The sequence below is a fragment of the Kordiimonas gwangyangensis DSM 19435 = JCM 12864 genome (genome assembly GCF_000375545.1).
GTDB lineage: Bacteria > Pseudomonadota > Alphaproteobacteria > Sphingomonadales > Kordiimonadaceae > Kordiimonas > Kordiimonas gwangyangensis.
Window position 1 is genome coordinate 401,746 of the sequence record NZ_AQXF01000005.1, and the last position, 22,688, is coordinate 424,433.

The following is a 22,688-nucleotide window of genomic DNA, read 5'->3' on the forward strand; positions in this document are numbered from 1 at the left end:
ACTCCTTCCTACACATACAACGCTACGCCATTGATTTTGACGTTCGTTCCCGCCATCATGCGACCACGGGCCTACAATCGATTTCATTGGCCGCATTATGCGAAACGCTCGCAAGTGCATCTAGTGAACTCGTGGTCCAGTAAGGTACCTTTTGAAAAACTCCCGCCGTTTCAAAGGTATACGAGATTTTAACCATATAGATATGTGCCCGCATCATCATGATCCGGGGCAAAACTGTACTAAAGGTACAAAAATGGAAGAGCGGATTACCAAAGGCGAACAAACGCGCGCCCGAATTCTTGACCTAGCGGAAGATGCGGTGCTTCAGAAAGGCTTTGCGGCAACGTCGATTGACGAACTGATTGCGGCGGCTGGCATTACCAAAAGCGGATTTTTTTATCACTTCCGGGACAAGAGCGACCTCGCGAAACACATGTTCAAGCGGTACATGGACCGTGAGGATGAAATTTTCGCGGACCTTGAGCGGCGCGCAGACGAACTGAGCGACGACCCGCTCCATAGCACGCTGATACTCTTGAAGTTTCTGGCTGACATGCTTGCCGACCTACCGGAAACCCATCCCGGCTGCCTTGTGGCGTCATACTGCTACCAGCATCAGTTGTTCAACGACGATATCAGGGAACTGAACGAAGCAAGTGTGCTGTCGTGGCGAACTTTTTTCCTCAGACGACTTGAAGGGATCGCCGAGAAATATCCCGCACCAGATGTGGACCTCAGGGCCATCGCCGATCTGGCGCTGACCACCATTGAGGGCGGCATCATTCTCTCGAAAACCTTGGGCAAAAAGGAACTATTGCCTGAGCAGATGCTGCTTTACCGGGATTATGTGCGCAGGATTTTCAGCCCGGCCTGATGGCCGGGCATCGCCGCTACAGGGAAAAATCAGGACTGGGCGCTGATGTTCAGGCGTGTGGTGTCCTTCACCGCTGTCAGCGCGATGGAGGAGTTGATCTCCCGCACCCCTTCGATCTGCGACAACTGGTTCCAGAAAAAGTCTTCGTAGGCCTGAATGCTGGGCACCCGTACCTTGAGGATGAAGTCAATGTCGCCCATCAGGGTGTGACACTCGATTACCTCGGGGAAATTTCTCACACGTTCTATGAAATTCGGTAAACTGTCCCGGCTGTGGGCCTGCATCTTCACTTGTGCGAACACAAGAACGCCCAAGCCGGCTTTCTCTGCATCAAGAAGAACAGTGTGTTTTTTGATAACACCCGCTTCCTCGAGCTTCTGAATCCGGCGCCAAACAGCAGACCGGCTGGACGCCACTTTGTCGGCAAGATCAACGAGCGGAATCCGCGCATCGTCTTGCATCAAATTCAGGATACGTGCATCCAGATCATCAAGTTTCTCGGCCATTATCCCGCCTCATTATATTATTTTGAGAAAATTTCCCATATTAGAACAAAAAAGCGCTAACTTAGGAACCCTTTCTCGCCCCGCCATGGTTATTTTCTCTGAACTACCAACAGCGGCCCTGCCGCCCTTATGAGGACACCAGAACCATGGTTTTAAGAGGAAATACCCGAACCCGCTTTTCCGTCTTGGCGGAATTTGAACCCAACACGCTGTCGCGCGTATTGGAACTTTTCACCATCCGCGGCCTGACTTGCGACAACATGGCAGCACGCCGCACAACCGAAGGCAACCAGTGGATTGAACTCGATTGTTCAGACCTTGACGATCAGAGCGCGGGTGTTCTCCTCAACAAAATCCGCCAGATCGTGACAGTCAAAAGCGCCAGAATTGAGACGCTTGTCCTACGCCTTTCCAACCTAGCGGCCTGATCCTATGACATCATCAATTAGACGGCGGTGTGGCCAGATTTGACCACACCGCTTTTTTATTGATCCGCCTAGAATTCCATCTTGAAGTTGAAGCCCGCGAAATGGGCCGTCCACTCGTCCCGCTTCTCGTAGGTATAACGCAGGGATGCAGCGCCAAAGCCGCTGAAGATGTTGAGACTACCGCCCATCTCATAGCTTGTGTCCGAGATTTCATCATTCGTCAGCACCATGATTTCCTCGCTCTCGAGGAAACGGGCATTGGTGATGAACTCGCTCGTGCCACCAAGACGCTTGCGGTAAGCCGCCGTCAGTTCAGGGCGAATATAAACAGCGTTATCGCCTTCGCCTTTCCACTTGAAGTCATGCCCAAGCGCCACGCTACCCACACCGTCAAGACGGTTGAAGCTGCGGCCATCCACCTCAAGTGCGGCGCCTACCGCACCTTCCTCAATGTAGCTGCTTTCCTTGGTGCGGATGTAGCTTACGCCCACTTTCGGCCGCAGATGCAAGCCACCAAGCTGCAGGTCATAACCCACATGCGCGTCCGCAGTACCAGTCCAGCCGCTTGAGCTGCTGTCTACAAACTTGGATAGCGAGCCCACGGTGAGCGCACGGTCGCGCGTTACGCTGTTGTACCAGAAGGATGCGGAGCCACTGATGAACATCGCACCGTTGCTGGCAATGGCATAGGTGGAGACATAAGGCGTGAACAGCGATACGTCGTCACCCACGTCACCTTTGCGGTCAGTCCCCTGCAGCATGAAGCCCGTGCTGATACCCCAAAGGAAGTTTTCGGAGATATTTTTGTCAAAACCGATCATGATGCCCGCGCCGAGATAGTCGGCATTGGTTGATGAATCCACGATATTGGCTTTGCCGAGGCCCACAATTTCGCGCGCCCAGAAGCCGCCTTGCAGGCGACGCCGTGCCGTGGTTTCAATCATGCGGTCATTGAGGGTGGCTTCAAACTGGCGCACACCGCTGTAGACCATCTGGAACATGCTGTTGGTGGTGTCCGGCAGGATGGACTCCATCGCGGTATTGACCTCAGCTTCGTTTTCGAGGCTGGCGAGTGCAGCACCAAGATCATCCGTCGGAGGCAGACCCTCGAGCAGACCTTCATAGATGGTCGCCTTATTGCCGGTCAGCGACAGTTCTTCTGATGTTTTGGGGCGAACGGTCAGCACAAGGCCATTGCCACCTTCACTGAGCGAGAGCGAGGTATTGAAGATGAAAGCGCTGCTTGTCAGCGTCGGTGTTTCCATATCGCCGCCCAGCACCAGCGAACCAGCGTTGATGATGTCGTAGCTTTTCTCTTCCGTCACAAAGGTGCGGAAGATGGGTGCGATTTCAACTTCATCCCCGATGACAACAGTACCCGTGGCATTCAGCTGCCCAGCCTTGTCCTGCACAGGGTCGATAGTGAAATAAAGAGTGGATTCTCCGTCCAGAGTGGCGGTCGTCACGTTGAAATTATCGCTTGCACCGATCGAGAGTTCAGCTGCAGACATGGTGAGATCAAGCGTACCCGCGTGGCTTACGCCGCCCGAGAAGATGGCATCCCCCTCAAGGATCAGCTTGTTGGCGCCAGCGCCAAAACTGATGTCACCGTCAAGTTCACCATCCTTGAGCTGCACCGTGTCATTGCCTGAGCCGAGCCAGATATCACCAATGATCGCCCCTTCGTTGACCACCCGAACACCAGACGTGTTTGCGCGTACGTCAATCACCACCGCGCTGCCGTCTTCGTTGCCGGTACCAAGGGCTGCGACCCATGTGCCTGCGTTTGAGATATTGGTGATGTTGCCTGACAGGTCAACAAGACCAAAGCTGTCTTTGTCTTCCCCGGCGGCGGAGGTAAAGATGGTGCCGGCGTTCCGGAAAGTAGTAACGTTTGAGCCTTCCTGCACTAGCACACCAATGGCATCGCCACCTTCGCTATACTTGACGGCGTCGGTGGTGTCAGTGTCGGTCACTCCGCTCGTGGCTTCAATGATGCCGCGGTTCAGGATAACCGGCACGTCCGCGCGCTCACCAATTTCAACCCCTGTCGCAACAGCATCAAGTGTGGCTACGTCCACGCGGCCCTTATCGATGTGCAAACCGCCGGTCACGCGGGTCCAGGCATCGCCCTCACCGCCGAGGATACGGATACCCCATGCATCCACTTCCGACGAGGAACCGTTAACTGCCATGGCGCCCTTGTGCACAATACCGAAATCGACACCGCTGACCTTGCCAATGGCAAGATCGCTACCATCAGTCTTTTTGTTTTCAATCAGCAGGGCCGGTGCACCGCCGTTGGATGTGATGGTGGAAACCGGCACAACTTCATCGTCGTCCGGGTTGTCGTTCACCCCAACACCGCCGAGGAGCACACCGCCAGAGATATCATTGGTCAGATAAATCCCGGCAATGCCCGGAACTGCTGCCACGGGGTCACCATCACTGTCCGTAGTTGCCGCACGGCCGATATTGATGCCGCCCTCATGCACAAATGCGCCGTCAATCGCACCTTCCTGCAATACACCGATACCATTGCGCACACGCGCGACGATGGAACCATCGATCGTGACGTCACCGTCTACATCGCCCTCAATATGAACACCGATGCTACCTGCGCCCGCCATCTCGATGGTGCCATTCATGAAGAGGTCGCCCTCGAGGTCAGACCCGATATAAAGGCCCTTGGCATTGCCGCCACCGACAGAGATGGTGCTGCCAGCCTTGAGCGTGAGGTCACCATCAAAAACACCAGAACCGAAGAGGCCAAGACCTACGTTCTCTGACGCCTCGTTTATGTTGTCGCCCGTACCGGAGGGACCAGGAACTTCAATATCGCCTTCAATGACGATACCGGAGGTAAGGCGCAAGTTGTCGCCAGTATCAACCTTGAGACCGATGCCGGAGAGCTTGCTGGTGGAGGTCAGCGTACCCTGCATCAGGAGCGTATGGTTGCCGTCAATGGTAAGTGGCGCACCGGATGTGGTGATGGTCCCGTTTTCGGAAATGGTCAACTTACCGGTGGCACCCAGAAAGTTGGTTGTTGAAATGGCGGTCGTGCGGTCGTTGTCTACCGTCTTGTCCTCAGCGAGTGCGCCAGATGAGATGGGAGGAAGGACAGTGCCGGTGAACGCGAGAATACAAAAAGTGGGCAAATAACGAAATTTATTGGTCGAAGACATGTTTTGCTCCCAAGCCTTGATGGTACGACTGATACGGGGATGATGTCTTGGCCCTTTGGATACTCGCAGAAAAACAGCCAGTTTCCGGGTTTATTATACACAGGCGGGCCGCGGATATGGCATTCGCCTTCCACAGCCCGACCGCTCGACGTAGCACCCCCAGGTCGTGCAATAGTTAGTCGTTTATGGCTTCAAAGCTGAACGCAACCTGAACGTCGATAAAACTTTGGTTTATTGCCCAATTTAAACAAAAGAGGCAGCCGAAGCTGCCCCTGTCACTCATACTTTCCCCACACGCACTGATAGGCGCTAGGCCGCTTCTGCCGCTGGTTTCCGCCCGACAGGGATCGCAGCCTTCAAGCCAAAAAACGGCCTGAGGAAGCCAACCCGGCGGATGACATATTCATGCAGTATATAACAACCAAAAGCTGTACCGCCCGCGACCAGAATAAATTCGGGCACTGCACCCACCATATAGGGTGCAAGGGCGACACCAATAAGGACAATCAGTGTCTGGTGCAGGATGTAGTATGGGAAAACGGCTTCAGTGAAATAGCTGAGCGCCTTGCTTTTCTTGTTCAGATATCTCTCGCCAAGGCCAAACAGGCCGACGATGACCCACCACATGTAAAACACGCGGAAAGCACGTGCTGTCTGCATAGCGGCCCCTTCTGGCGCCATGCTGTTCCAGTCGGCCCAGATGGGCGTGAGCACAGCACCTGTTGCAATGGCGAGGCCAAGCGCGAGCTTCCAATAGGACCGCACACCTTGCCAGAATTGCTCACTCTTCGCGCACATCATGCCGAGCAAGAACCATGTGCCATAGCGCGCGTGGCCTGCCGGGTCGTTCATGAAGTCGTGCGTTTCCGCGAACTGGGTATCGAGCGTGAAGCGGTAAACAAGGAAGGGGATCACCGGCAACAGCAGCACAAGGGGCGACGCAAACACGTGCCCAACAAAGGCCGGCAGCGGGACGCGCTTTCCAATTCCCAGAAGCGGGATGGCAATAAGGGTATAAATCAACACATACATCACATACCAAAGGTGATTGTAGGTCGGCGTCATCACCTCCCAGTGACGGCCAAAATCTACATAGAGCTTGTAGAAATCCCAGTAGCCCGGCTCTATCACGCCTTTGCCCAGCAGTTCAAAATAGGTTTGCGGCGGCACGATGAAAAAGGAACCGAACAACAGCGGCACCATCAACCGCTTGAAACGAGACCAGGCAAAAGGCCCCGCTGCCGTTTTCTCCGCCGCATAGCGAACAGCGATGCCCGATATCACGAACAACAGCGGCAAGCGCCACGGGTTGAGGAGCATCATGGCTGGCTCGAGAAAGTCACTTTCATAGGGGCTTTTCACGTGCCAGCCCCACGTCACATAATACATGCCCACGTGATAGAAAATCAGCAGGCCAAAGGCGATGACACGGAGCCAGTCCAGGTCGTACCGCCGGGTTGATGTCATGGTGTTCATTGTCATTCCTCGCTATGGTACTCGGGTTATGACTTCAGAGCTAATCAAAGCGACTAGGGCTTGCGAGGGCAATGACACAAGCGGCGGCAGGACGGGACGGAAGGCGGCCGAAACCCGCGCTTCAGGGACGAACGGCGGCGCGCTTGACGCGAGCGGCGGCGAATGCGGGACCAGTAACGGGACTTTTCTATTTCGGCGCGGCAGACTGCCAACTATAGTGACACCATGACAAAGGCGACTGCACTCATAAACTGGCTTCTGCCCACGCGCGAGGAACGGCTTTATTTCCTGTTCCTGATCGCGATCACCGCCGCCATTGCGTGTGTGAATTCGGTCACCGTCATTGTGGACGCGGAGCGTTCGGGCGGTATCATAGACACCCGCCTGCCCTGGCTTTACGAGATATCGAGCGCGATCGCCCTGCTGGCGCTTTATCCCGCCCTACTCCTCGCGGTACGCCGTGTGCCGCTCACCACCGATAACTGGAAAACCCACCTGCCGCTTTACATCGGCTTCAGCGTGTTATTTTCCGCCGCTCATGTGACCGCCATGGTGGCCATCCGCAAGCTTGCCATCTGGCTGCTTTTCGATGGCACTTACACCTTTTTCGGCGATATCCTGCGCGAAAGTGCCTATGAGTACCGCAAAGACGTTATCACCTTCGCCATGGTGGTTGCGCTGGCGCACATCATTCAGGCCCGCGCGAAACCTGCGACGGCCGAGGGCGGCAAGCGTATCCAGCTCAAAAGCGGCAGCCAGACCATCCTCTTGAACGCAAATGACTTCGCCTACGCCAAAGCGGCCGGCAACTATGTGGAACTGCTGCTGAAAAGCGGTGAAACCCATTTGGTGCGCATGAGCATGAGCGCGTTAGAGGCCACACTAAAGGATGCAGGGGTTGCTGTGGTGCGTATTCACCGCTCCTACCTTGTAGCAGTCCCACTGGTAACAGAAGTGACCCCGAAAGGTGACGGCGATGCAGAACTGAAACTGGTGGACGGCACGCCCCTGCCGGTCAGTCGTCGCTACCGCGCGAAACTGGCAGAAGCGCTCAGCTAGTCGCGTGCGCGGCCTTCATCGCGGCGTACCACACCCACCATCACATCCTTGCCGATCGGGCCAATACGCCCGCTATCAAGGCTTCCGGGGTGTCCAAGTACCAGGTAGCCTTGAAGCTCGCCCTCAAACTTCATCAGCTTCTTCTTGTAGAAACGGTTGACCATATAGGGCCGGTCAAAAGACGTGAGCGCAGGTTCGCCGTTCACAAACAGGAAGCCCTTTTCGTCGACATGGAACACGTCACCCGGCAAGCCCCACACCTGTTTGATCACAAGGTTCTGGCTCTCATCATCGGTGAAAATCACAAAATCCATGCGGCGGGGTTCGGCGCAGTCAATGGGCAGCGCATGCACGGTCTGGCCCGGCGCCAACTGGCCTTCCAGTGACTTTCCAACAATCTCTTTTTCAATGGGCACACAATCGGCGTCCGCCTCAGGCGAGGCCAAAAACATGAGAGATGCCAGGATTTCAACAATCATTTTGCATTCACCTGATGACTTTGTGTCATTTTAACGCTTGAACCGAATTTGAAAACAGCGAAAATACCGTCACACTTTCAGGCAGCGGGGACATCATGCGGGTTTATAAGCCGGTTTTGGCATTATTTTTATTGGGTTCGCTTATCAGTACGCCCATTTTTGCACAGGAAAAAGACATTGATGAAAGCGGGAAAGACCGCCTCAACGTCGGTGACCTGCCGCATTATGATGTGCCGGAAGACCTATACACCCCGGAAGGCGATAGCTTCGCGGCGCTTCGTTTGTTCACCCTAGAACAATGGACCCGCATCCGGCTGACCAACCACCCGCTCTATCACTATGTTCTATCTGCCGCGAAGTTCCGCGCCTATTCTTCCTACTGCAAACGGCATGAACTCAATGTGAATATGAAGCCGATCAACCGGCTCGCGACCATGAACCTCATTGAGATCATCACCTCACAATATGAGGAACCCGAATGGGCAAAATTTGTCGGCATGACCGATGACCAGACCCGTGCGTGGCTATCTGACATGGCACACGATGTTTATGCGTTTGAATTTGCCGCCGCGTTATCGACGCAGAATGACGACCGGGAATCGAAGGAAGCCAGCACCCAGCAATATTGCCTGCTGGTGGAGAAACAAAGCTCGGCTGACTATATCGGCCTTGCGGCAACTGCCCGCAGGCAGTTGCCAGAGAATAAGCGTAACTAGACGCCCATATTGAGGAAGTAGGCCACCACCAGCACCTGCGGCACGGTCACAACCGGCAGCAGAAGGGCGTTGAGCCAACGCCCGGTGGCGGATTTCAGCACCATGATCTCGGTATAGTCGGTCGCAACTCCGGTCATCAGGAAGGCGAAGCTGTTTCCCGGCGCATTGGCGCGCGTGATGAGGTCAGCCGCAAGCGGTGTCGAGCCTTCCGAACATACCTCGATGATCGTCGCCGCACCAATGGTCGCCAGAAGGCCAAGAAGCGTGGGGCCAAAATAATCACTGAACATGTCGCCGGTCATGAAGGCACGCACCACAACGGCAAGCACGATGCCAAACAGGATCCAGCGCAGCACCATGCGGCTTTCGCTCACGCCTTTTTTGGCCACATCGGCAAAGAAGGCGCCGTCCCAGCGCACGGCCTTGAGGCCCGCTTTGGCTTCCGTCCAGAAGTGGAAATCTTCCGGCAGGTCGGCCTTGTTCGGGTTAGCGGCAATAATGCCCTTGCGCTCCAGCACATCAAACACAACGCCAGCCACGAGCGCAATCACCATGGAGAAGACTATGAAGGCAATGGTCCACTTGAGGCCAATCAGCGCCACCAGCACGAGGGTCAGGGAAAAGCTGTTCCAGGGGCTCGCCACCAGGAAGGCCACAACCTGGCCGTATGATGCACCGCGCTCATAAAGCTTCGCCCCCACCATCAGGATACCGTGGTTACAAAGGTCCAGAAGAACGCCTGCCAAGACCGCGCGCACGAGGCCCGTGAACGTGCCGCCCTTCCCCATGACCGAGAGCACAAATTCCCGCGGCACTTTCGAGAGAAACCCCACCATCACAAGGCCGATAAGCACACCCCACCACATGCGGGAGGCAAGTTCATAAACGCCTTCAGCGTAGGTATTCAGGAAGCCGGGAAGCTCAAACGGCAGCAGCGCCAACACAAAGCCGATGGCGACGAGGATCGCACTGCCCCAAAGCAGCCAGTCCGTCTTCTCCTTCGGCGGGCAACAACTATCCCCTGCCCCGTGATCATGATGGGACGCTTCCGCATGGCAGCTATCCGCTGCGACTGCATGGTGGTGGGCGTGTTTTTCCTGCGTGCTCGGGCAGCAGGAGCTTTCCTGCTGAGGTTTATGACAGCAGCTTGATGTATGGTCATGGGTGCTCATGCGTCGAACCCCGATTTACCGTAAAGGTGGTTGATAATGCTGCATTCGCTAATGGGATGTTCATCCGCCGGGCAATAGCGCGACAGCCGTTCAAGGCTCTCGCGCATCAGGGTCAGGCGTTCGATCTTCTCATTGATCTCGGCAAGTTTGGCTGACGCACGGGCGTTCACATCCGCGCAGTCTGTTTCCGGGTCGTCCGTCAGCGCAAACAGCTCGCTAATCTCGGAAAGCGTGAAGCCAAGCGCCTGCGCTTCCTTGATGAACTTCAGCCGCTTGGCGGCGTCGCTGCTGTAGACGCGGTAACCGGACGGCAACCGCTCCGGCGCGGGCAGGAAACCGTTACGCTCATAATAGCGGATGGTCTCGGTGCCCACGCCGGTGGCTTTACTCAGTTTGCCAATTGTCATGGCTTTCATGGTTATGCTCCTCATCTGTCGCCTCGGGCCGGAGATAAACCGGTCTTTGGCCTGATTCGCATTCATTCTACACCTTGTAGGTAACTACAGGGTCAATAGGTTATCTTTTGGCCCTCGCCTGCCGCCACAAATAGAAGATAACCGGGATAGCGATGAGCGACAGGATGGTCGCCGTCACCATGCCACCAACCATGGGCGCGGCAATACGCTGCATGACCTCAGAGCCCGTGCCTTCACCGCGCATGATGGGCACAAGGCCCGCAATCACGGTGATCACGGTCATGAGAATGGGGCGCAGGCGCAAGAGCGCCCCGTCCATCACCATGGCCTTGATGTCATACTCCTCGCCATACTTGGCCTTGTAGTGTTTCTCGCTGCCATGCAGGAACACCAGCATCACCACAGCCGTCTCCACCGCCACACCGGCAAGCGCGATAAGCCCTACCACCACAGCGACAGACAGGTTGAAGCCCATCAGATGCAGGAACCAGAAACTGCCGGTCAAAGCCAGAGGTAGCGACAGCATCACAATCGCCACATCACCCAGATGACGGAACACCATGAAGAGCAAGAGCGCGATAACCGCGAGGGTGATCGGCACAATCACCTGCAAGCGTTCGGTCGCGCGCTCAATAAACTCATATTGGCCGGACCAATGCAGCGTATAGCCCGTGGGCAGATCAAGCCCCGCGTCCACCACCGCTTTGGCGCGTTTCACATAGCCGCCCACGTCAGGGTCATTGATATCAATATAGACCCAGCCGCCGGGACGGGCGTTTTCGCTCCTGATCATGCCGGGGCCGTCCTCTACGCGGATGGTGGCGAGTTCACCAAGCGGCACATGCGCGCCGGATTTGGTCACCACCGGCAGGCGTTCAAGCACCGCCGGTGTCATACGGTCCGCTTGCGGGAAACGCATGTTGATGGGGTAGCGCTCCAGCCCTTCGGTGCTGGTGCCGATGTTGGCACCGCCGATGCCGAAGCGTACCACTTCCTGCACGTCCGCGACCGACATGCCGTAGCGCGCGGCCTCTTCCCGCTTCACGTCCACGTCCAGATAACGGCCACCCACAACACGCTCAGCGTAAACAGACGCTGTGCCCTCCAGCGGCGTGAGGAGTGCCTCAAGCTCGCCGCCGATCTTGTTGATCACCTCAAGGTCCGCACCTGCGATCTTGATGCCGATGGGGGTTTTGATCCCCGTCGCCAGCATGTCGATCCGGTTCTTGATCGGCATGACCCACAGGTTTGTCAGCCCCGGCATTTGCACGGTTGCGTTCAACTCGGCTTTGATATCCGCGAGCGTCACACCCTCACGCCATTCCGCACGCGGCTTCAGTTGCACAACGGTTTCAATCATCGTGAGCGGCGCGGGGTCAGTGGCCGAGCCCGCACGCCCCACCTTGCCGTGCGCGGTTTTCACTTCCGGCACGGTCATGATCATCTTGTTGGTCTGCTGCAAAATCTCCCGCGCTTTGCCGACAGACACACCCGGGAAAGCAGACGGCATGAACAGAAGGTCACCTTCATTGAGGTCCGGCATGAATTCGCTGCCGAGTTTTGACAGCGGCACAATGCCAGACACCGCCGCCGCAAGCGCCAACATCAGGATGGTTTTCGGGAACCGAAGCGACAGGCGCAGCACCGGGCGGTAAAGCGCCAGCATGAGGCGGTTGATCGGGTTCGCGGTCTCCGGCCGCATGCGGCCACGGATGAGGTAGCCCATCAGCACCGGCACAAGGGTGACGGACAGGATCGCCGCGCCCGCCATCGCGTAGGTTTTGGTGAAGGCCAGCGGGGCGAACATGCGCCCTTCCTGCGCCTCAAGCGCAAACACCGGCACAAAACTGACGGTGATGATGAGGAGAGAGAAGAAAAGTGCAGGCCCCACCTCGGTGCATACGTCTGTCACAATCTGCCAACGGTTTTCCTTGGTGATAGCCTCTTCTTCAAGCCTGCGATGCAGGGCCTCGACCATCACAATGGCCGCATCGACCATCGCGCCAATGGCAATGGCGATACCACCCAGCGACATGATATCCGCGTTGATTCCCTGCGTGCGCATGACAAGGAATGCCGCCAGCACCCCCAAGGGGAGCGTGAGGATAATAATGAAGGCCGAGCGGATGTGCAGCAGGAACAGGGCGCACGCCAGTGCCACCACGATAAATTCTTCGGTCAGCTTTTCCTTCAGGTTATCAATCGCGCGCAGGATGAGGCCGGAACGGTCGTAGGTCTCGACAATCTCAACCCCTTCCGGCAGGCCGGCCTTGAGGGCATTTAGTTTCTCTTTCACCCGCTCGATGGTGCCGAGCGCATTTTCCCCCATGCGCATGATGATGACACCACCCACCACCTCACCTTCACCGTTCAGCTCGCCCACGCCGCGGCGCATCTCAGGGCCAAAGGCGATGGTGGCAATGTCCCGAAGCATCAGCGGTGTGCCGTTAGAGAGCCGTCCGACAGGGATGGCCTCAAGGTCACCAAGGCTTTTCACATAACCACGCGCGCGGATCATATATTCCGCTTCCGCCATCTCGATGACCGACCCGCCAACTTCGGCGTTACCTGCCATAATAGCCTGCCGCACGTTCGCGAGCGTCAGGCCATAGGCACGCATCTGGTCGGGGTCGAGCGTCACCTGATACTGCCGCACCATGCCGCCGATGGTCGCCACTTCGGCAACACCGGGCACCGACTGCAGCTCAAATTTCAAAAACCAGTTTTGCAGGCTGGTGAGGTCAGCGGTGTCATGCGCGCTGGTGCGGTCAACCAGCGCATACTGGTACACCCAGCCAATGCCCGTGGCATCGGGCCCGAGCGAGGGCTGCACACCAGACGGCAGGCTTGCTGAAACCTGATTGAGATACTCAAGCACCCTTGAGCGCGCCCAGTAAAGGTCCGTACCTTCTTCGAACAGCACATAAACATAGCTGTCACCAAAGAAGGAATAGCCCCGCACCGTTGTTGCCTTCGGCACCGCCATCAGCGCTGTCGTCAGCGGATAGGTGACCTGGTCCTCCACCACCCGCGGCGCCTGGCCGGGGTATGATGTCTTCACAATCACCTGCACGTCCGACAGGTCAGGGATGGCATCAAGCGGTGTGTTCTTGACCGCAACGAAACCAAGTCCGGTCAAAAGGGCCGCAAAAGCCAGCACCAGAAACCGGTTGCCAAGCGACCAGCGAATAAGCCCGGCAATCATTCCCCGGCCTCCAGCACGTCGAAGGCGGTGATGGTGAAGCGCATGCCGTCACGGCTGACCGTGAAGCGGATACGCGCACCTTCAAGGCCACCTGTTAGCACCACGTCCTCACCCACAGGGAAGTCCATGGTCATGCCCATCATACCGAAGTTCTCCATCGGCCCATGGCTGATGTTCAGCTTGCGGGCTTCAAGGTCCACCGCGTTCACGGTGCCTTCGACCGTATCGGTATCGGCCTCGCCCATATCCATGGACATATCCATGTCGTCCGCTGCCTCATCCTCGCCCAGCATGCGCATTTTCGCACCCTGGAAGCTGGTCTCGGAATCGATCATGAACTGGCCGCGCACCACAACAGCGTCGCCTTCCTGCACACCTTCCGTGATCACGGTGCGCTCACCCACTTCGGCGCCGAGCGCAACCTCCGTGGGGCGGAAACGGCCTTCACCTTCCGCCACCAGCACATGCGCACCGTGGCCGAGGCGGATAACGGCACTTGTGGGCACCGTCAGCGCATCAGCAATCGGCGCACGCGCGATGTTGGCGCGCGCATACATGCCGTTCAGGAAGGCCTCATCGGGGTTCGCAACCACAATACGCACGCGGCTGGTGCGGGTCATGGTATCAAGGGTGGGGTAGATATAATCCACCTTGGCGCTCACGCCCGCGCCGCCATCCATCGGGGTGATGGTGACATCCGCCCCTTTTTTCACAAGCGGCGTATCAGCCTCAAACACATTGGCGATCAGCCACATGGGGTCAAGCTCCGTGATGCTCATCGCTGGCACACCCACATTGATGCGGTCGCCGTCGCCAATGTTCATCTGGTGGATAACGCCCGCGCGCGGCGCACGGATGGTCAGCAGCGGCTTGAGGTTCTTGCGACCCTTGAGGGCATTAATGTCCTCATCCGTCAAGCCAAGGCCGCGCAGCCGTTCCACAGCACCGTCCAGATACTGTTTCTGCCCGGTCTCCATCGCCTGGATATAATCGGCCTGTGCGGCCAGCAGTTCGGGCGCATAAACGTCAAACAGCGGCTGGCCTTCGTTTACTGGCTCGCCCACGGCGCGCACATACAGTTTCTCCACCCAGCCGGCGGCGCGTACATGCACATGTTCCATGCGCCGTTCGTCATAGGTGAACTGGCCGATGGTGGCAATTTCGGGTGTCAGGGTTTCGCGCTTCACCGGCGCGGTTTTCACCCCGATGCTGGCGGCAAGGCGGGGGTCAATCTCCACACCGTTATAACCGCTTTGTTCCTCGCCCTTGTAAACGGGAATCAGGTCCATCCCCATGGGGGATTTGCCGGGGCCGTCACGCCGGTAGCTCGGGTCCATCGGCGCGACCCAGTAGAGGATTTCTTTCTCAACTGCTGTGGTATTCGCGCGCTCGGAAGCCGCGCCATTATCTGTCAGCACACCGTCAAGCGCGCCGCTCATATAAAGCGCACCAACACCAAGAATGGCGAGAATTGCCCCGGTTGCGAGGCCTTGCATGAATTTCATTTTGTATCACCTAACCGTCTTGAACCAAGCAGGCACACGTGTGACCTGCGCGAACAGAAGGTCAGGCGTTGGGTGGTGGAGGAATATAGTCCGGCGTGCGGCCTTCAGCGGTCACTGCTTCAAAGCTGCGCGGCTGGTTTTCCGTGAAAGTGGCGAGGGCTTCAATGCTGCCAAGGTCGGCCATCACAGGGCCGCTTGCCATGTCCTTGCAGCAGTTGTCTGCCTTCACATCTGCCGGGTCGCCCATGGCGTCGCTATGGCACGGCATGTCCATGCCTGCGATCATGGCTTGTTGCATGGCCGCGCGCATTTCAGGGGCGCAGCACCCGGCCTGATCGGCAGATGCGGCGATGCCTTGCCCAAGGAAGGCAACAACAATGAGCGCAAGGCCCAGCATATGTTTCACGCGGTTCATGGCCGCCACTATAAGGTTTGACCATAGTCCGGGGTCAAGCAGATTATGATCAAGGCTTGGTGAGGTCGTCGTGCGTTCTGTTCCGCCCGTCTTGACTCTTTGCTCCAATTATGAGAACAAATAGGGAACAAATAACATCCCGAGTCACGACAGTATCTGAGGCAAAACCGTGCACAATCTGGCGCAAAACGATAACCTGCCAACCGCCCAGAAGGCGGCAAAAACGTACGGAAAAACCAACCCAAAAGCAGCACTGCTGCAAACGCTCCGCCAGACGGTGAGCAAACTTGAAGCCCGGCCGGACGCCTACGCCCTGCCGGAGGTGGAGAAACAAGAAGAACATCAGGAAGTTACAAGCGAACGACCCGATTTTCCCGCTGGTTGGGCGCATGAAGTATGGGCTGAACGGCCCGATGATTTCACCCCGGCCATGGCCTATGCGCTGGCAGGGCTCGGGGCCAGCGACGGCACCATATTGTGGGTCACAAGCCCGCGCATGGTGCAGGAACATGGCCTGCCCTATGGCCCCGGCCTCAAGCGTTTCGGCATTGACCCCGCCCGGCTTGTCATCGTGCGGGCCGGGAGCCGGCTTGACGCCCTGTGGGCGGTCGAGGAAGGCCTGAAGTCCCAGAAGCTCGCCGCCGTGGTGGGGGAAGTGGAGGGCATTGACCTCACGGAAAGTCGCCGCCTGTCGCTCACCACGCGGGAGCGCATGACGCGCTGCATCCTTATTCTGCGCAGTGAAAAGGCCCCCTCAAGCGCGTCCTATAGCCGGGTAGCGCTGCGGGCGCAGGCGAGCGAGCCACCGCATTTCGCGGCGCAAGCCCCGGGGGAAAGCCGCGCCCACGCAAATCTTGTCAAACACCGGGGCGGCAAACGCCCCCATGATCATGTTCTGGAGTGGACCCATGCGCCGGATAGTTTCCCTGTGGCTGCCCCAATGGCCGATCGACCGCTACAACCGCGCGAACAACAACACGCAGCAGGCTGAGACTGTCTTCGCACTGACAGAAACCGCGCAGCAGACCCAGCGCCTCTATGCCGTGGGGCCACATGCCCGTGCGCTCGGCCTCACGGCGGGCATGACACTTGCCGAAGCCCGCGCCATCCACCCGCCCATCCTGACGGACGCTGCGAACCCGGCAGCGGACGCAGCAGCGCTTGAAGCCCTAGCGCGTTATCTGGTGCGCTATACCCCGCTCGTGGCGCTTGATAGCCGCGACGGAATCCTCATGGACGTGACCGGTTGCCCGCATCTGTTCGGCGGCGAACAAGCCATGCTCGCTGACATCAAGAACCGCCTTGCCCGCGCGGGCATCACCGCCTGCGCCGCCATGGCAGAAACCGTGGGCGCGGCATGGGCGCTGGCGCGCTACAAGACGGACAATCGGGCGGGCAGCATTATCGACAAGGGCACCAGCCTTGCAGCGATCAGCCCCCTGCCCGTGCGTGCGCTGAGGCTCGATGACGCAACATCGCTGATGCTGAACCGCCTTGGCCTCAAGACCATCGGCAATATCAGCGAATTGCCCCGCGCGGCGCTTGCCCGGCGGTTTCGCGGCAACCCGGCGAAGGCAGTGACGGAACTGCTGGAACGGCTCGATCAGGCTATCGGGCGGCGGGACGAGCCCATCAACCCCTTAACACCGCTGCCGGAATGGCAGGTCAAACAGGCCTTCATGGAACCCGCCCAACACCTTGAACAGGTGGAGCTTGCGCTCGCGGCGCTCGTGGATGACCTCTGCCTCGTACTGGCGGAAGGGGAACGCGGCGCACGGCGTCTGCGACTGGATGCCTACCGGGTCGACGGCACGGTGCAAAGCCTGCTTGTTGGCCTTACCCGCCCAAGCCGGGACAAGGCGCATATGCTGCGCCTGTTCAATGAGAAACTCGCGGGCCTTGAGGCCGGATTCGGCTTTGACCTCCTCACCCTCTCGGCGCTCGAGAGCGAACGCCTGATGCCCGCGCAGGTGGGAGACCTACGGCAAGAAGAAGCGCATTCCACCGCGCTTCTGATGGACCGGCTGGCTGCGCGGCTTGGCCCCGGCGCGGTGCTCAGGCTCAGGCATAACGCCAGCCACCTGCCCGAGCGTGCACAAACCGTCACCACCCAAGGCAGCCGGACTTTAGACGCGGATGAGCTGGGCTGGGACCACTGCCCCACTACCACCGCACCGCGCCCCTTGCGCCTGCTGCCGCGCCCCGAGCCGGTGGATGTACTCTCCGCCGTGCCGGAAGGTGCACCCCGCAGCTTTCGCTGGCGCCGGGTTGAACACCGCGTGGTGCGCGCCGAAGGGCCGGAGCGCATTGCCAACGAATGGTGGACACAGGCGGATGACCGTACGCGGGACTATTACCGCGTGGAAGTGACAGGCGGCAGCCGCTTCTGGCTGTTCCGGCGCGGGCTTTATGCCGTACCCGGCGTGCGCGGGGGTGAAAGCGAACTGCCGGACTGGTTCCTGCACGGTTTTTTTGCCTGAAGGGCTGCCAATGTACGCCGAACTTCAGGTTAGCAGCAATTTCAGCTTCCTTCGCGGTGCTTCCCACGCTGATGAGCTGGTGATTTACGCCAAAATGCACGGCATCAAGGCCATGGCAATCACCGACCGCAACACACTTGCAGGCATCGTACGCGGCCATGTGGCGGCGAAGGAACACGACCTCAAGTTCATTCCCGCCGTGCGGCTTGACCTGATGGCAGGCAAGGTGCGGGAGGTGGACGCCTTTGCGGTGCCGGACGGCATCTCCCTACTGGCCTACCCTACGGACCGCGCGGCTTATGCCCGGCTGACCACGCTTCTCACCACCGGAAACCGCCGCGCCGCCAAAGGCCACTGCCAGTTGTGGCTTGAAGATGTGGCATCTCACGCTGAAGGCATCCAGTTCGCGCTGCTGCCAGAAACCGTCACAGGCGACCTCGCCACCTTCATCCCTCACCTGCAGGATACACTCGGCAAGACCATCTACCTCACCGCCACCCACCGCTATCAGGGGCAGGACCGGCAGCGCATCCACTGGCTGGACCATATCGCGCGCCACACCGGCGCGAAGCTCCTCGCCACCAATGATGTGCTTTATCACGCACCCGCGCGCCGGGTGATGGCGGACGTGCTGGCCTGCGTGCGGAAGCATACAAATATCGACCGCGCCGGGTACCTCGCAGCACAGAATGCGGAACGTTTCCTCAAGCCGCCGTCTGAGATGCTGCGACTGTTTGAGGGGTTTGAGCATGCAGTGGCGAACACGCTTGCGCTGGCGGACAGTTGCATCTTCTCGCTGGATGAACTGCGCTACAATTACCCGCGCGAACAAACGCCCGAAGGCATAGACCCGCAAGCGCACCTTGAAACCCTCGCCCGCGCCGGGATGGAGAAACGTTTCCCACAAGGTGTGCCGGTGCGCGAAGCCGAAACGCTGGAGCGTGAGCTGGCCATCGTCGCGCAGAAAAACTATGCGCCCTATTTCCTTACCGTGCATGACATTGTGCATTATGCCCGCGCGCACAAAATCCTCTGTCAGGGTCGCGGTTCGGCGGCCAATTCGATCATCTGTTACGCGCTCCATATCACCGACGTGGACCCCCTTGAGGTTGACCTGCTGTTCGAGCGTTTTGTCTCGGACGCGCGGGAGGAACCGCCGGACATTGACGTGGATTTCGAGCATGAGCGCCGCGAGGAGGTGATCCAGTATATCTATGCGCGCTATGGCCGCCACCGTGCCGGGCTCGCGGCCACCACCATCACCTACCGTATGCGCAGCGCCGTGCGCGACGTGGGCAAGGTGATGGGCCTGTCGGAAGACACCATCACCGCGCTTTCGGGCACAGTATGGGGTTCCTATGGCCGCGAGATCAGCGATGAACGGGTGCAGGAAGCCGGCTTTAATCCGGATGACATGCGCCTCAGGCAAACACTTGAGATCGCGCATGAACTTGTCGGTTTCCCGCGCCACCTGTCGCAGCATGTGGGCGGCTTTGTGCTGACGGAAAGCCCCTTGCATGAAATTGTGCCGATCCAGAACGCTGCGATGGCTGACCGCACGGTGATTGAATGGAACAAGGACGACCTTGATGCGCTCAATATCCTCAAGGTGGATGTGCTGTCCCTCGGCATGCTCACCTGCATCCGAAAATCCTTTGAGTTACTCCGCACCCATCACGGCGTTGCGCTCACCCTGCATGATATCCCGAAGGATGACCGCGCGACCTATGAGATGACGCACAGGGCCGACACCATCGGTGTCTTCCAGATCGAGAGCCGCGCGCAAATGAGCATGCTGCCGCGCCTCAGGCCCAATGTGTTTTATGACCTTGTGGTGCAGGTCGCCATCGTGCGCCCCGGCCCCATCCAGGGCAATATGGTGCACCCTTACCTCAAGCGCCGGCAAGGCAAGGAGCCCATCACGTTCCCGAGCCCCGCGCGCGAACATGGGGACCCGGATGAGCTGAAAGCCGTGCTTGCCAAAACCTATGGCGTGCCACTCTTTCAGGAGCAGGCGATGAAAATCGCCATTGTGGCCGCGGGTTTCACCGCGGTGGAGGCAGACAAGCTCAGGCGCTCCATGGCGTCTTTCCGCAACCAGGGCACCATCCACAAGTTCGAGGAAAAATTCATCACCGGCATGACCAGTCGGGGCTATGAGCATGATTATGCCATGCGCTGTTTTGACCAGATCAAGGGCTTTGCCGACTATGGCTTCCCCGAGAGCCACGCTGCCGCCTTTGCCATGCTGGCCTATGCCTCCTCATGGCTGAAATGCCACTATCCGCATGTGTTCGCCTGCGCGCTCCTCAACTCCCAGCCCATGGGCTTTTATGCCCCTGCCCAGATTGTACGCGACGCGCGCGAACACGGTGTTGAGGTGCGCGAAGTGGACATCAACAAAAGCGATTGGGACAGCACGCTTGAGCCTGCACCGGGTAACAAATGGGGCTTCGCCATGCGGCTGGGCATGCGGCAGATCAAAGGTGTGCGGGAAGACTGTGCAAAGGCAATTGAAGCCGCCCGCCTACGCCCGTATCTTGATGTAGAGGACCTGCACGTCCGCACACGGCTGCCGGTCGCGCAGCTGGAAAAACTGGCGGAGGCTGACGCCTTCGGCTCCTGCGCGCTCGACCGCCGCGCCGCCCTTTGGCAGATCCGCGCACTCGCCGACACACCGAACCTGCCCCTCTTTACTCACGCAGAGACAAACGAACGCGGCACGGACCCACGAGTTACGTTGCCTGAAATGCCGCTCGCCGAGCATGTGGTGAATGACTATCAAACTCTCAGGCTATCCCTGAAGGCTCACCCGCTTTCCTTCCTCCGCCCCCTGTTCACGCACGAAGGGGCTGTGCGGGCCATCGATCTGCACAGCATGAAAGACGGCGACAGGCTGGTGATCGTGGGCCTTGTGTTGGTGCGCCAGCGCCCCGGCAGCGCCAAGGGCGTGATTTTCATGACGATTGAGGATGAAACCGGTGTCGCCAACATCATCGTCTGGAAAAAGGTATTCGAGGGTGTGCGCGCCGCCGTCATGGGCAGCCGCCTGGCTTTTGTGCGTGGACGGCTGCAGCGGCAGGACGGTGTCACCCATATCGTGGCAGATGATGTGATGGACCGCTCGGTGGAACTACTGCGTCTGTCGGACGAGAAGCTAAAACTACCGGTTATTGCCGCAGATGAAGCCCTGCGCCCAACGGCGGGCGACACCCGCCTGCCCACCTACCGCCCTGCCATGCACCCGCGCAACGTGAAGGGGCTTGTACCCAAAAGCCGGGATTTCCATTGAGGCCAAATATGAAAAAATCAGGAAGCCGCAAGTTCCGCCGCGCGGCGCTTGGCCTTGCGGATCGCCTGCTCAATCAGCGGACCAAAACCGCTGGAAACCAAGCTGCCCACCGCCTGTTCTGTAGTGCCGTTTGGTGAGGTAACCCTGCCGCGCAGGGTAGCCGGGCTTTCGTCCGACGAGACCGCCAGTTCCGCCGCGCCGAGCGCGGTCTGAAGCGTCAGCGCCCGCGCGGTTTCATGGTCAAGCCCGAGCTGCACGCCCGCCTTGATCATCTCCTCCATCAGCAAGAAGAAATAGGCGGGCCCGGTGCCCGACAGCGCAGTGACCGTATCAAGATGGGCCTCGTCATCGAGCGGCACACAGATGCCAACGGCGGACATCAGCGCGATGGCGGTATTCAGCTGCTCATCGCTCACATTCCTATTGGCATAAATGCCGGTCGCGCCCGATCCCACAAGCACCGGTGTGTTCGGCATGGTGCGCACAATCGCGGCCTCGGCCCCCAGCGCCTTTTCCATCACTTTCACCGGCTTGCCCGCGACAATGGAGATGAAAAGCCGCCCCTTGATACGCCCGGCGGCTGCGATGTCTGCCAGCACCGCGCCCATGGCGTCGGGCTTGACGGCGATTACCACAACGGGCGCGGCCGCCACGGCTTCGGCAATGCTGTCCGTCGTACGTACGCCAAATTTTTCGGCAAGGTGAAGTCGCCGCCCAAGGCCCGGGTTCGCGACGATGATGTCACGCGGCGCAAAATCCTGCGCAACAAGGCCGCCAATGATGGCAGACGCCATGTTACCCCCGCCAATAAACGCAATGGTTGGCAGGTCGACCACATCGGTCACGGGATCAGGCACAAGCTCGTTCATGGGCGTGGGCTCCGCTCAAATGCGCAATGAACCCCTTTAGCCCCAACCCTGCAGCGGGGCAAGCAAAGTCGTACCCACGACGGTTATTTGGCAGAAAGCGCTATTTGCAGCCAATCGCGCCCGCAACGGGAAGTGCAGCGGACCAGCCTTCCATGGTATCGATGGAGATCATGCCGCTTGGTACTTTGAGGCCACCCTGAAGCGTGCGGTCGGATTCCACTGCGATACGCAAAGTGACACGCAGGTCATCGCCAACAAAATTCTGCTTCTCGAAGAAAGACATGCCGATAGGCCGCTCCGCCCCGTCACGGGTGAGGGAACGCAAACTACCGTCCACAATCATCTCAGCGGCGAGGCTGTTGGAACGCTGGAAAAACACCAGCGGCGCGTCCTCGCGCTTGAGCCACAGGAACAGGCCGCATTCGCCCTCAGCCAAGGTTTGGGCAGGCAGTGCACTGAAACGCGACAGAACCTCGTCAGAGCCCAGGCGAGGCATACTGGCCGCCTGACGCGCGCGAGCATCCGGGCCCTTTGCGCCATCTGTCGCGCAAGCCGCAACGCACATCACCAGCGCGAGCGCCGCTATCTTTTTCATGGCTGTCATTCCCTTG

The 22,688-nt window shown here is 58.7% G+C and carries 18 protein-coding genes; 7 read left to right on the plus strand and 11 right to left on the minus strand.

Annotation, left to right across the window (positions count from 1 at the left end):
* The first annotated feature begins 253 nt into the window (after window positions 1–253).
* Window positions 254–874 carry a TetR/AcrR family transcriptional regulator gene (locus B150_RS0115865; RefSeq protein WP_020400931.1) on the plus strand — a complete coding sequence of 207 codons (621 nt, stop codon included), beginning with the start codon at window positions 254–256 and terminating at the stop codon, window positions 872–874.
* A gap of 29 nt (window positions 875–903) precedes the next feature.
* Here B150_RS0115865 and B150_RS0115870 read toward each other — a convergent pair whose 3' ends face one another.
* Entirely contained in the window at window positions 904–1,380 is a 477-nt protein-coding gene (locus tag B150_RS0115870) for an Lrp/AsnC family transcriptional regulator (protein WP_020400932.1), read from the minus strand.
* A gap of 146 nt (window positions 1,381–1,526) precedes the next feature.
* On the opposite strand from B150_RS0115870, the gene B150_RS0115875 reads away from it, so the two are divergent.
* Window positions 1,527–1,808, plus strand: coding sequence for a hypothetical protein (locus B150_RS0115875; protein ID WP_155860099.1), 282 nt, complete (start codon window positions 1,527–1,529; stop codon window positions 1,806–1,808).
* Window positions 1,809–1,876: 68 nt separating this feature from the next.
* Here the strand turns inward: B150_RS0115875 and B150_RS0115880 are convergent, their stop codons facing one another.
* Both B150_RS0115880 and B150_RS21495 read right to left on the minus strand, forming a co-directional pair.
* Window positions 1,877–4,993, minus strand: a complete 3,117-nt coding sequence (locus B150_RS0115880; RefSeq protein WP_020400934.1) for an autotransporter outer membrane beta-barrel domain-containing protein — start codon at window positions 4,991–4,993, stop codon at window positions 1,877–1,879.
* A 309-nt stretch (window positions 4,994–5,302) separates the two neighbouring features.
* The gene (locus B150_RS21495; RefSeq protein WP_020400935.1) at window positions 5,303–6,469 is read right to left on the minus strand and encodes an acyltransferase family protein; all 1,167 of its coding nucleotides are present in this window, start codon (window positions 6,467–6,469) and stop codon (window positions 5,303–5,305) included.
* Between the two features lie 225 nt (window positions 6,470–6,694).
* Here B150_RS21495 and B150_RS0115890 point away from each other — a divergent pair, with 225 nt between their 5' ends.
* Complete coding sequence (locus B150_RS0115890) at window positions 6,695–7,528, plus strand: LytR/AlgR family response regulator transcription factor (RefSeq protein WP_020400936.1); 834 nt, start codon at window positions 6,695–6,697, stop codon at window positions 7,526–7,528.
* On the opposite strand, the gene B150_RS0115895 is transcribed toward B150_RS0115890, so the two are convergent.
* Window positions 7,525–8,007 carry a S26 family signal peptidase gene (locus B150_RS0115895; RefSeq protein ID WP_020400937.1) on the minus strand — a complete coding sequence of 161 codons (483 nt, stop codon included), beginning with the start codon at window positions 8,005–8,007 and terminating at the stop codon, window positions 7,525–7,527. The two genes, B150_RS0115890 and B150_RS0115895, sit on opposite strands and share 4 nt — an antisense overlap.
* 95 nt (window positions 8,008–8,102) lie before the next feature.
* Here B150_RS0115895 and B150_RS0115900 point away from each other — a divergent pair, with 95 nt between their 5' ends.
* The gene (locus B150_RS0115900; protein WP_020400938.1) at window positions 8,103–8,723 is read left to right on the plus strand and encodes a hypothetical protein; all 621 of its coding nucleotides are present in this window, start codon (window positions 8,103–8,105) and stop codon (window positions 8,721–8,723) included.
* Here the strand turns inward: B150_RS0115900 and B150_RS0115905 are convergent.
* The 5 genes from B150_RS0115905 to B150_RS0115925 form a co-directional block, all read right to left on the minus strand.
* Window positions 8,720–9,895, minus strand: coding sequence for a permease (locus B150_RS0115905; protein WP_020400939.1), 1,176 nt, complete (start codon window positions 9,893–9,895; stop codon window positions 8,720–8,722). The genes B150_RS0115900 and B150_RS0115905 overlap by 4 nt on opposite strands.
* Window positions 9,892–10,311 carry a heavy metal-responsive transcriptional regulator gene (locus B150_RS0115910; protein ID WP_020400940.1) on the minus strand — a complete coding sequence of 140 codons (420 nt, stop codon included), beginning with the start codon at window positions 10,309–10,311 and terminating at the stop codon, window positions 9,892–9,894. The genes B150_RS0115905 and B150_RS0115910 overlap by 4 nt, the downstream gene beginning before the upstream one ends.
* Before the next feature lie 100 nt (window positions 10,312–10,411).
* Window positions 10,412–13,516: an efflux RND transporter permease subunit gene (locus B150_RS0115915; protein WP_020400941.1), complete on the minus strand. Its 3,105-nt coding sequence runs from the start codon at window positions 13,514–13,516 to the stop codon at window positions 10,412–10,414.
* Window positions 13,513–15,021 (minus strand): efflux RND transporter periplasmic adaptor subunit, encoded by a 1,509-nt coding sequence (locus B150_RS21500; protein ID WP_081611499.1) that lies wholly within the window; start codon window positions 15,019–15,021, stop codon window positions 13,513–13,515. The genes B150_RS0115915 and B150_RS21500 overlap by 4 nt, the downstream gene beginning before the upstream one ends.
* A gap of 61 nt (window positions 15,022–15,082) precedes the next feature.
* Entirely contained in the window at window positions 15,083–15,436 is a 354-nt protein-coding gene (locus B150_RS0115925; RefSeq protein ID WP_020400943.1) for a hypothetical protein, read from the minus strand.
* A 169-nt stretch (window positions 15,437–15,605) separates the two neighbouring features.
* Here B150_RS0115925 and B150_RS22635 point away from each other — a divergent pair, with 169 nt between their 5' ends.
* The 3 genes from B150_RS22635 to B150_RS0115940 are packed head-to-tail and all read left to right on the plus strand — an operon-like array spanning window position 15,606 to window position 21,208.
* Complete coding sequence (locus B150_RS22635; RefSeq protein WP_020400944.1) at window positions 15,606–16,427, plus strand: ImuA family protein; 822 nt, start codon at window positions 15,606–15,608, stop codon at window positions 16,425–16,427.
* Window positions 16,345–17,916, plus strand: coding sequence for a Y-family DNA polymerase (locus B150_RS0115935; RefSeq protein WP_020400945.1), 1,572 nt, complete (start codon window positions 16,345–16,347; stop codon window positions 17,914–17,916). The genes B150_RS22635 and B150_RS0115935 overlap by 83 nt, the downstream gene beginning before the upstream one ends.
* Before the next feature lie 10 nt (window positions 17,917–17,926).
* Complete coding sequence (locus B150_RS0115940) at window positions 17,927–21,208, plus strand: error-prone DNA polymerase (RefSeq protein ID WP_020400946.1); 3,282 nt, start codon at window positions 17,927–17,929, stop codon at window positions 21,206–21,208.
* Between the two features lie 17 nt (window positions 21,209–21,225).
* Here B150_RS0115940 and proC read toward each other — a convergent pair whose 3' ends face one another.
* Window positions 21,226–22,077 (minus strand): pyrroline-5-carboxylate reductase, encoded by an 852-nt coding sequence (gene proC, locus B150_RS0115945; RefSeq protein WP_020400947.1) that lies wholly within the window; start codon window positions 22,075–22,077, stop codon window positions 21,226–21,228.
* Between the two features lie 100 nt (window positions 22,078–22,177).
* The gene (locus B150_RS0115950; RefSeq protein ID WP_020400948.1) at window positions 22,178–22,672 is read right to left on the minus strand and encodes a hypothetical protein; all 495 of its coding nucleotides are present in this window, start codon (window positions 22,670–22,672) and stop codon (window positions 22,178–22,180) included.
* Window positions 22,673–22,688 lie beyond the last annotated feature (16 nt).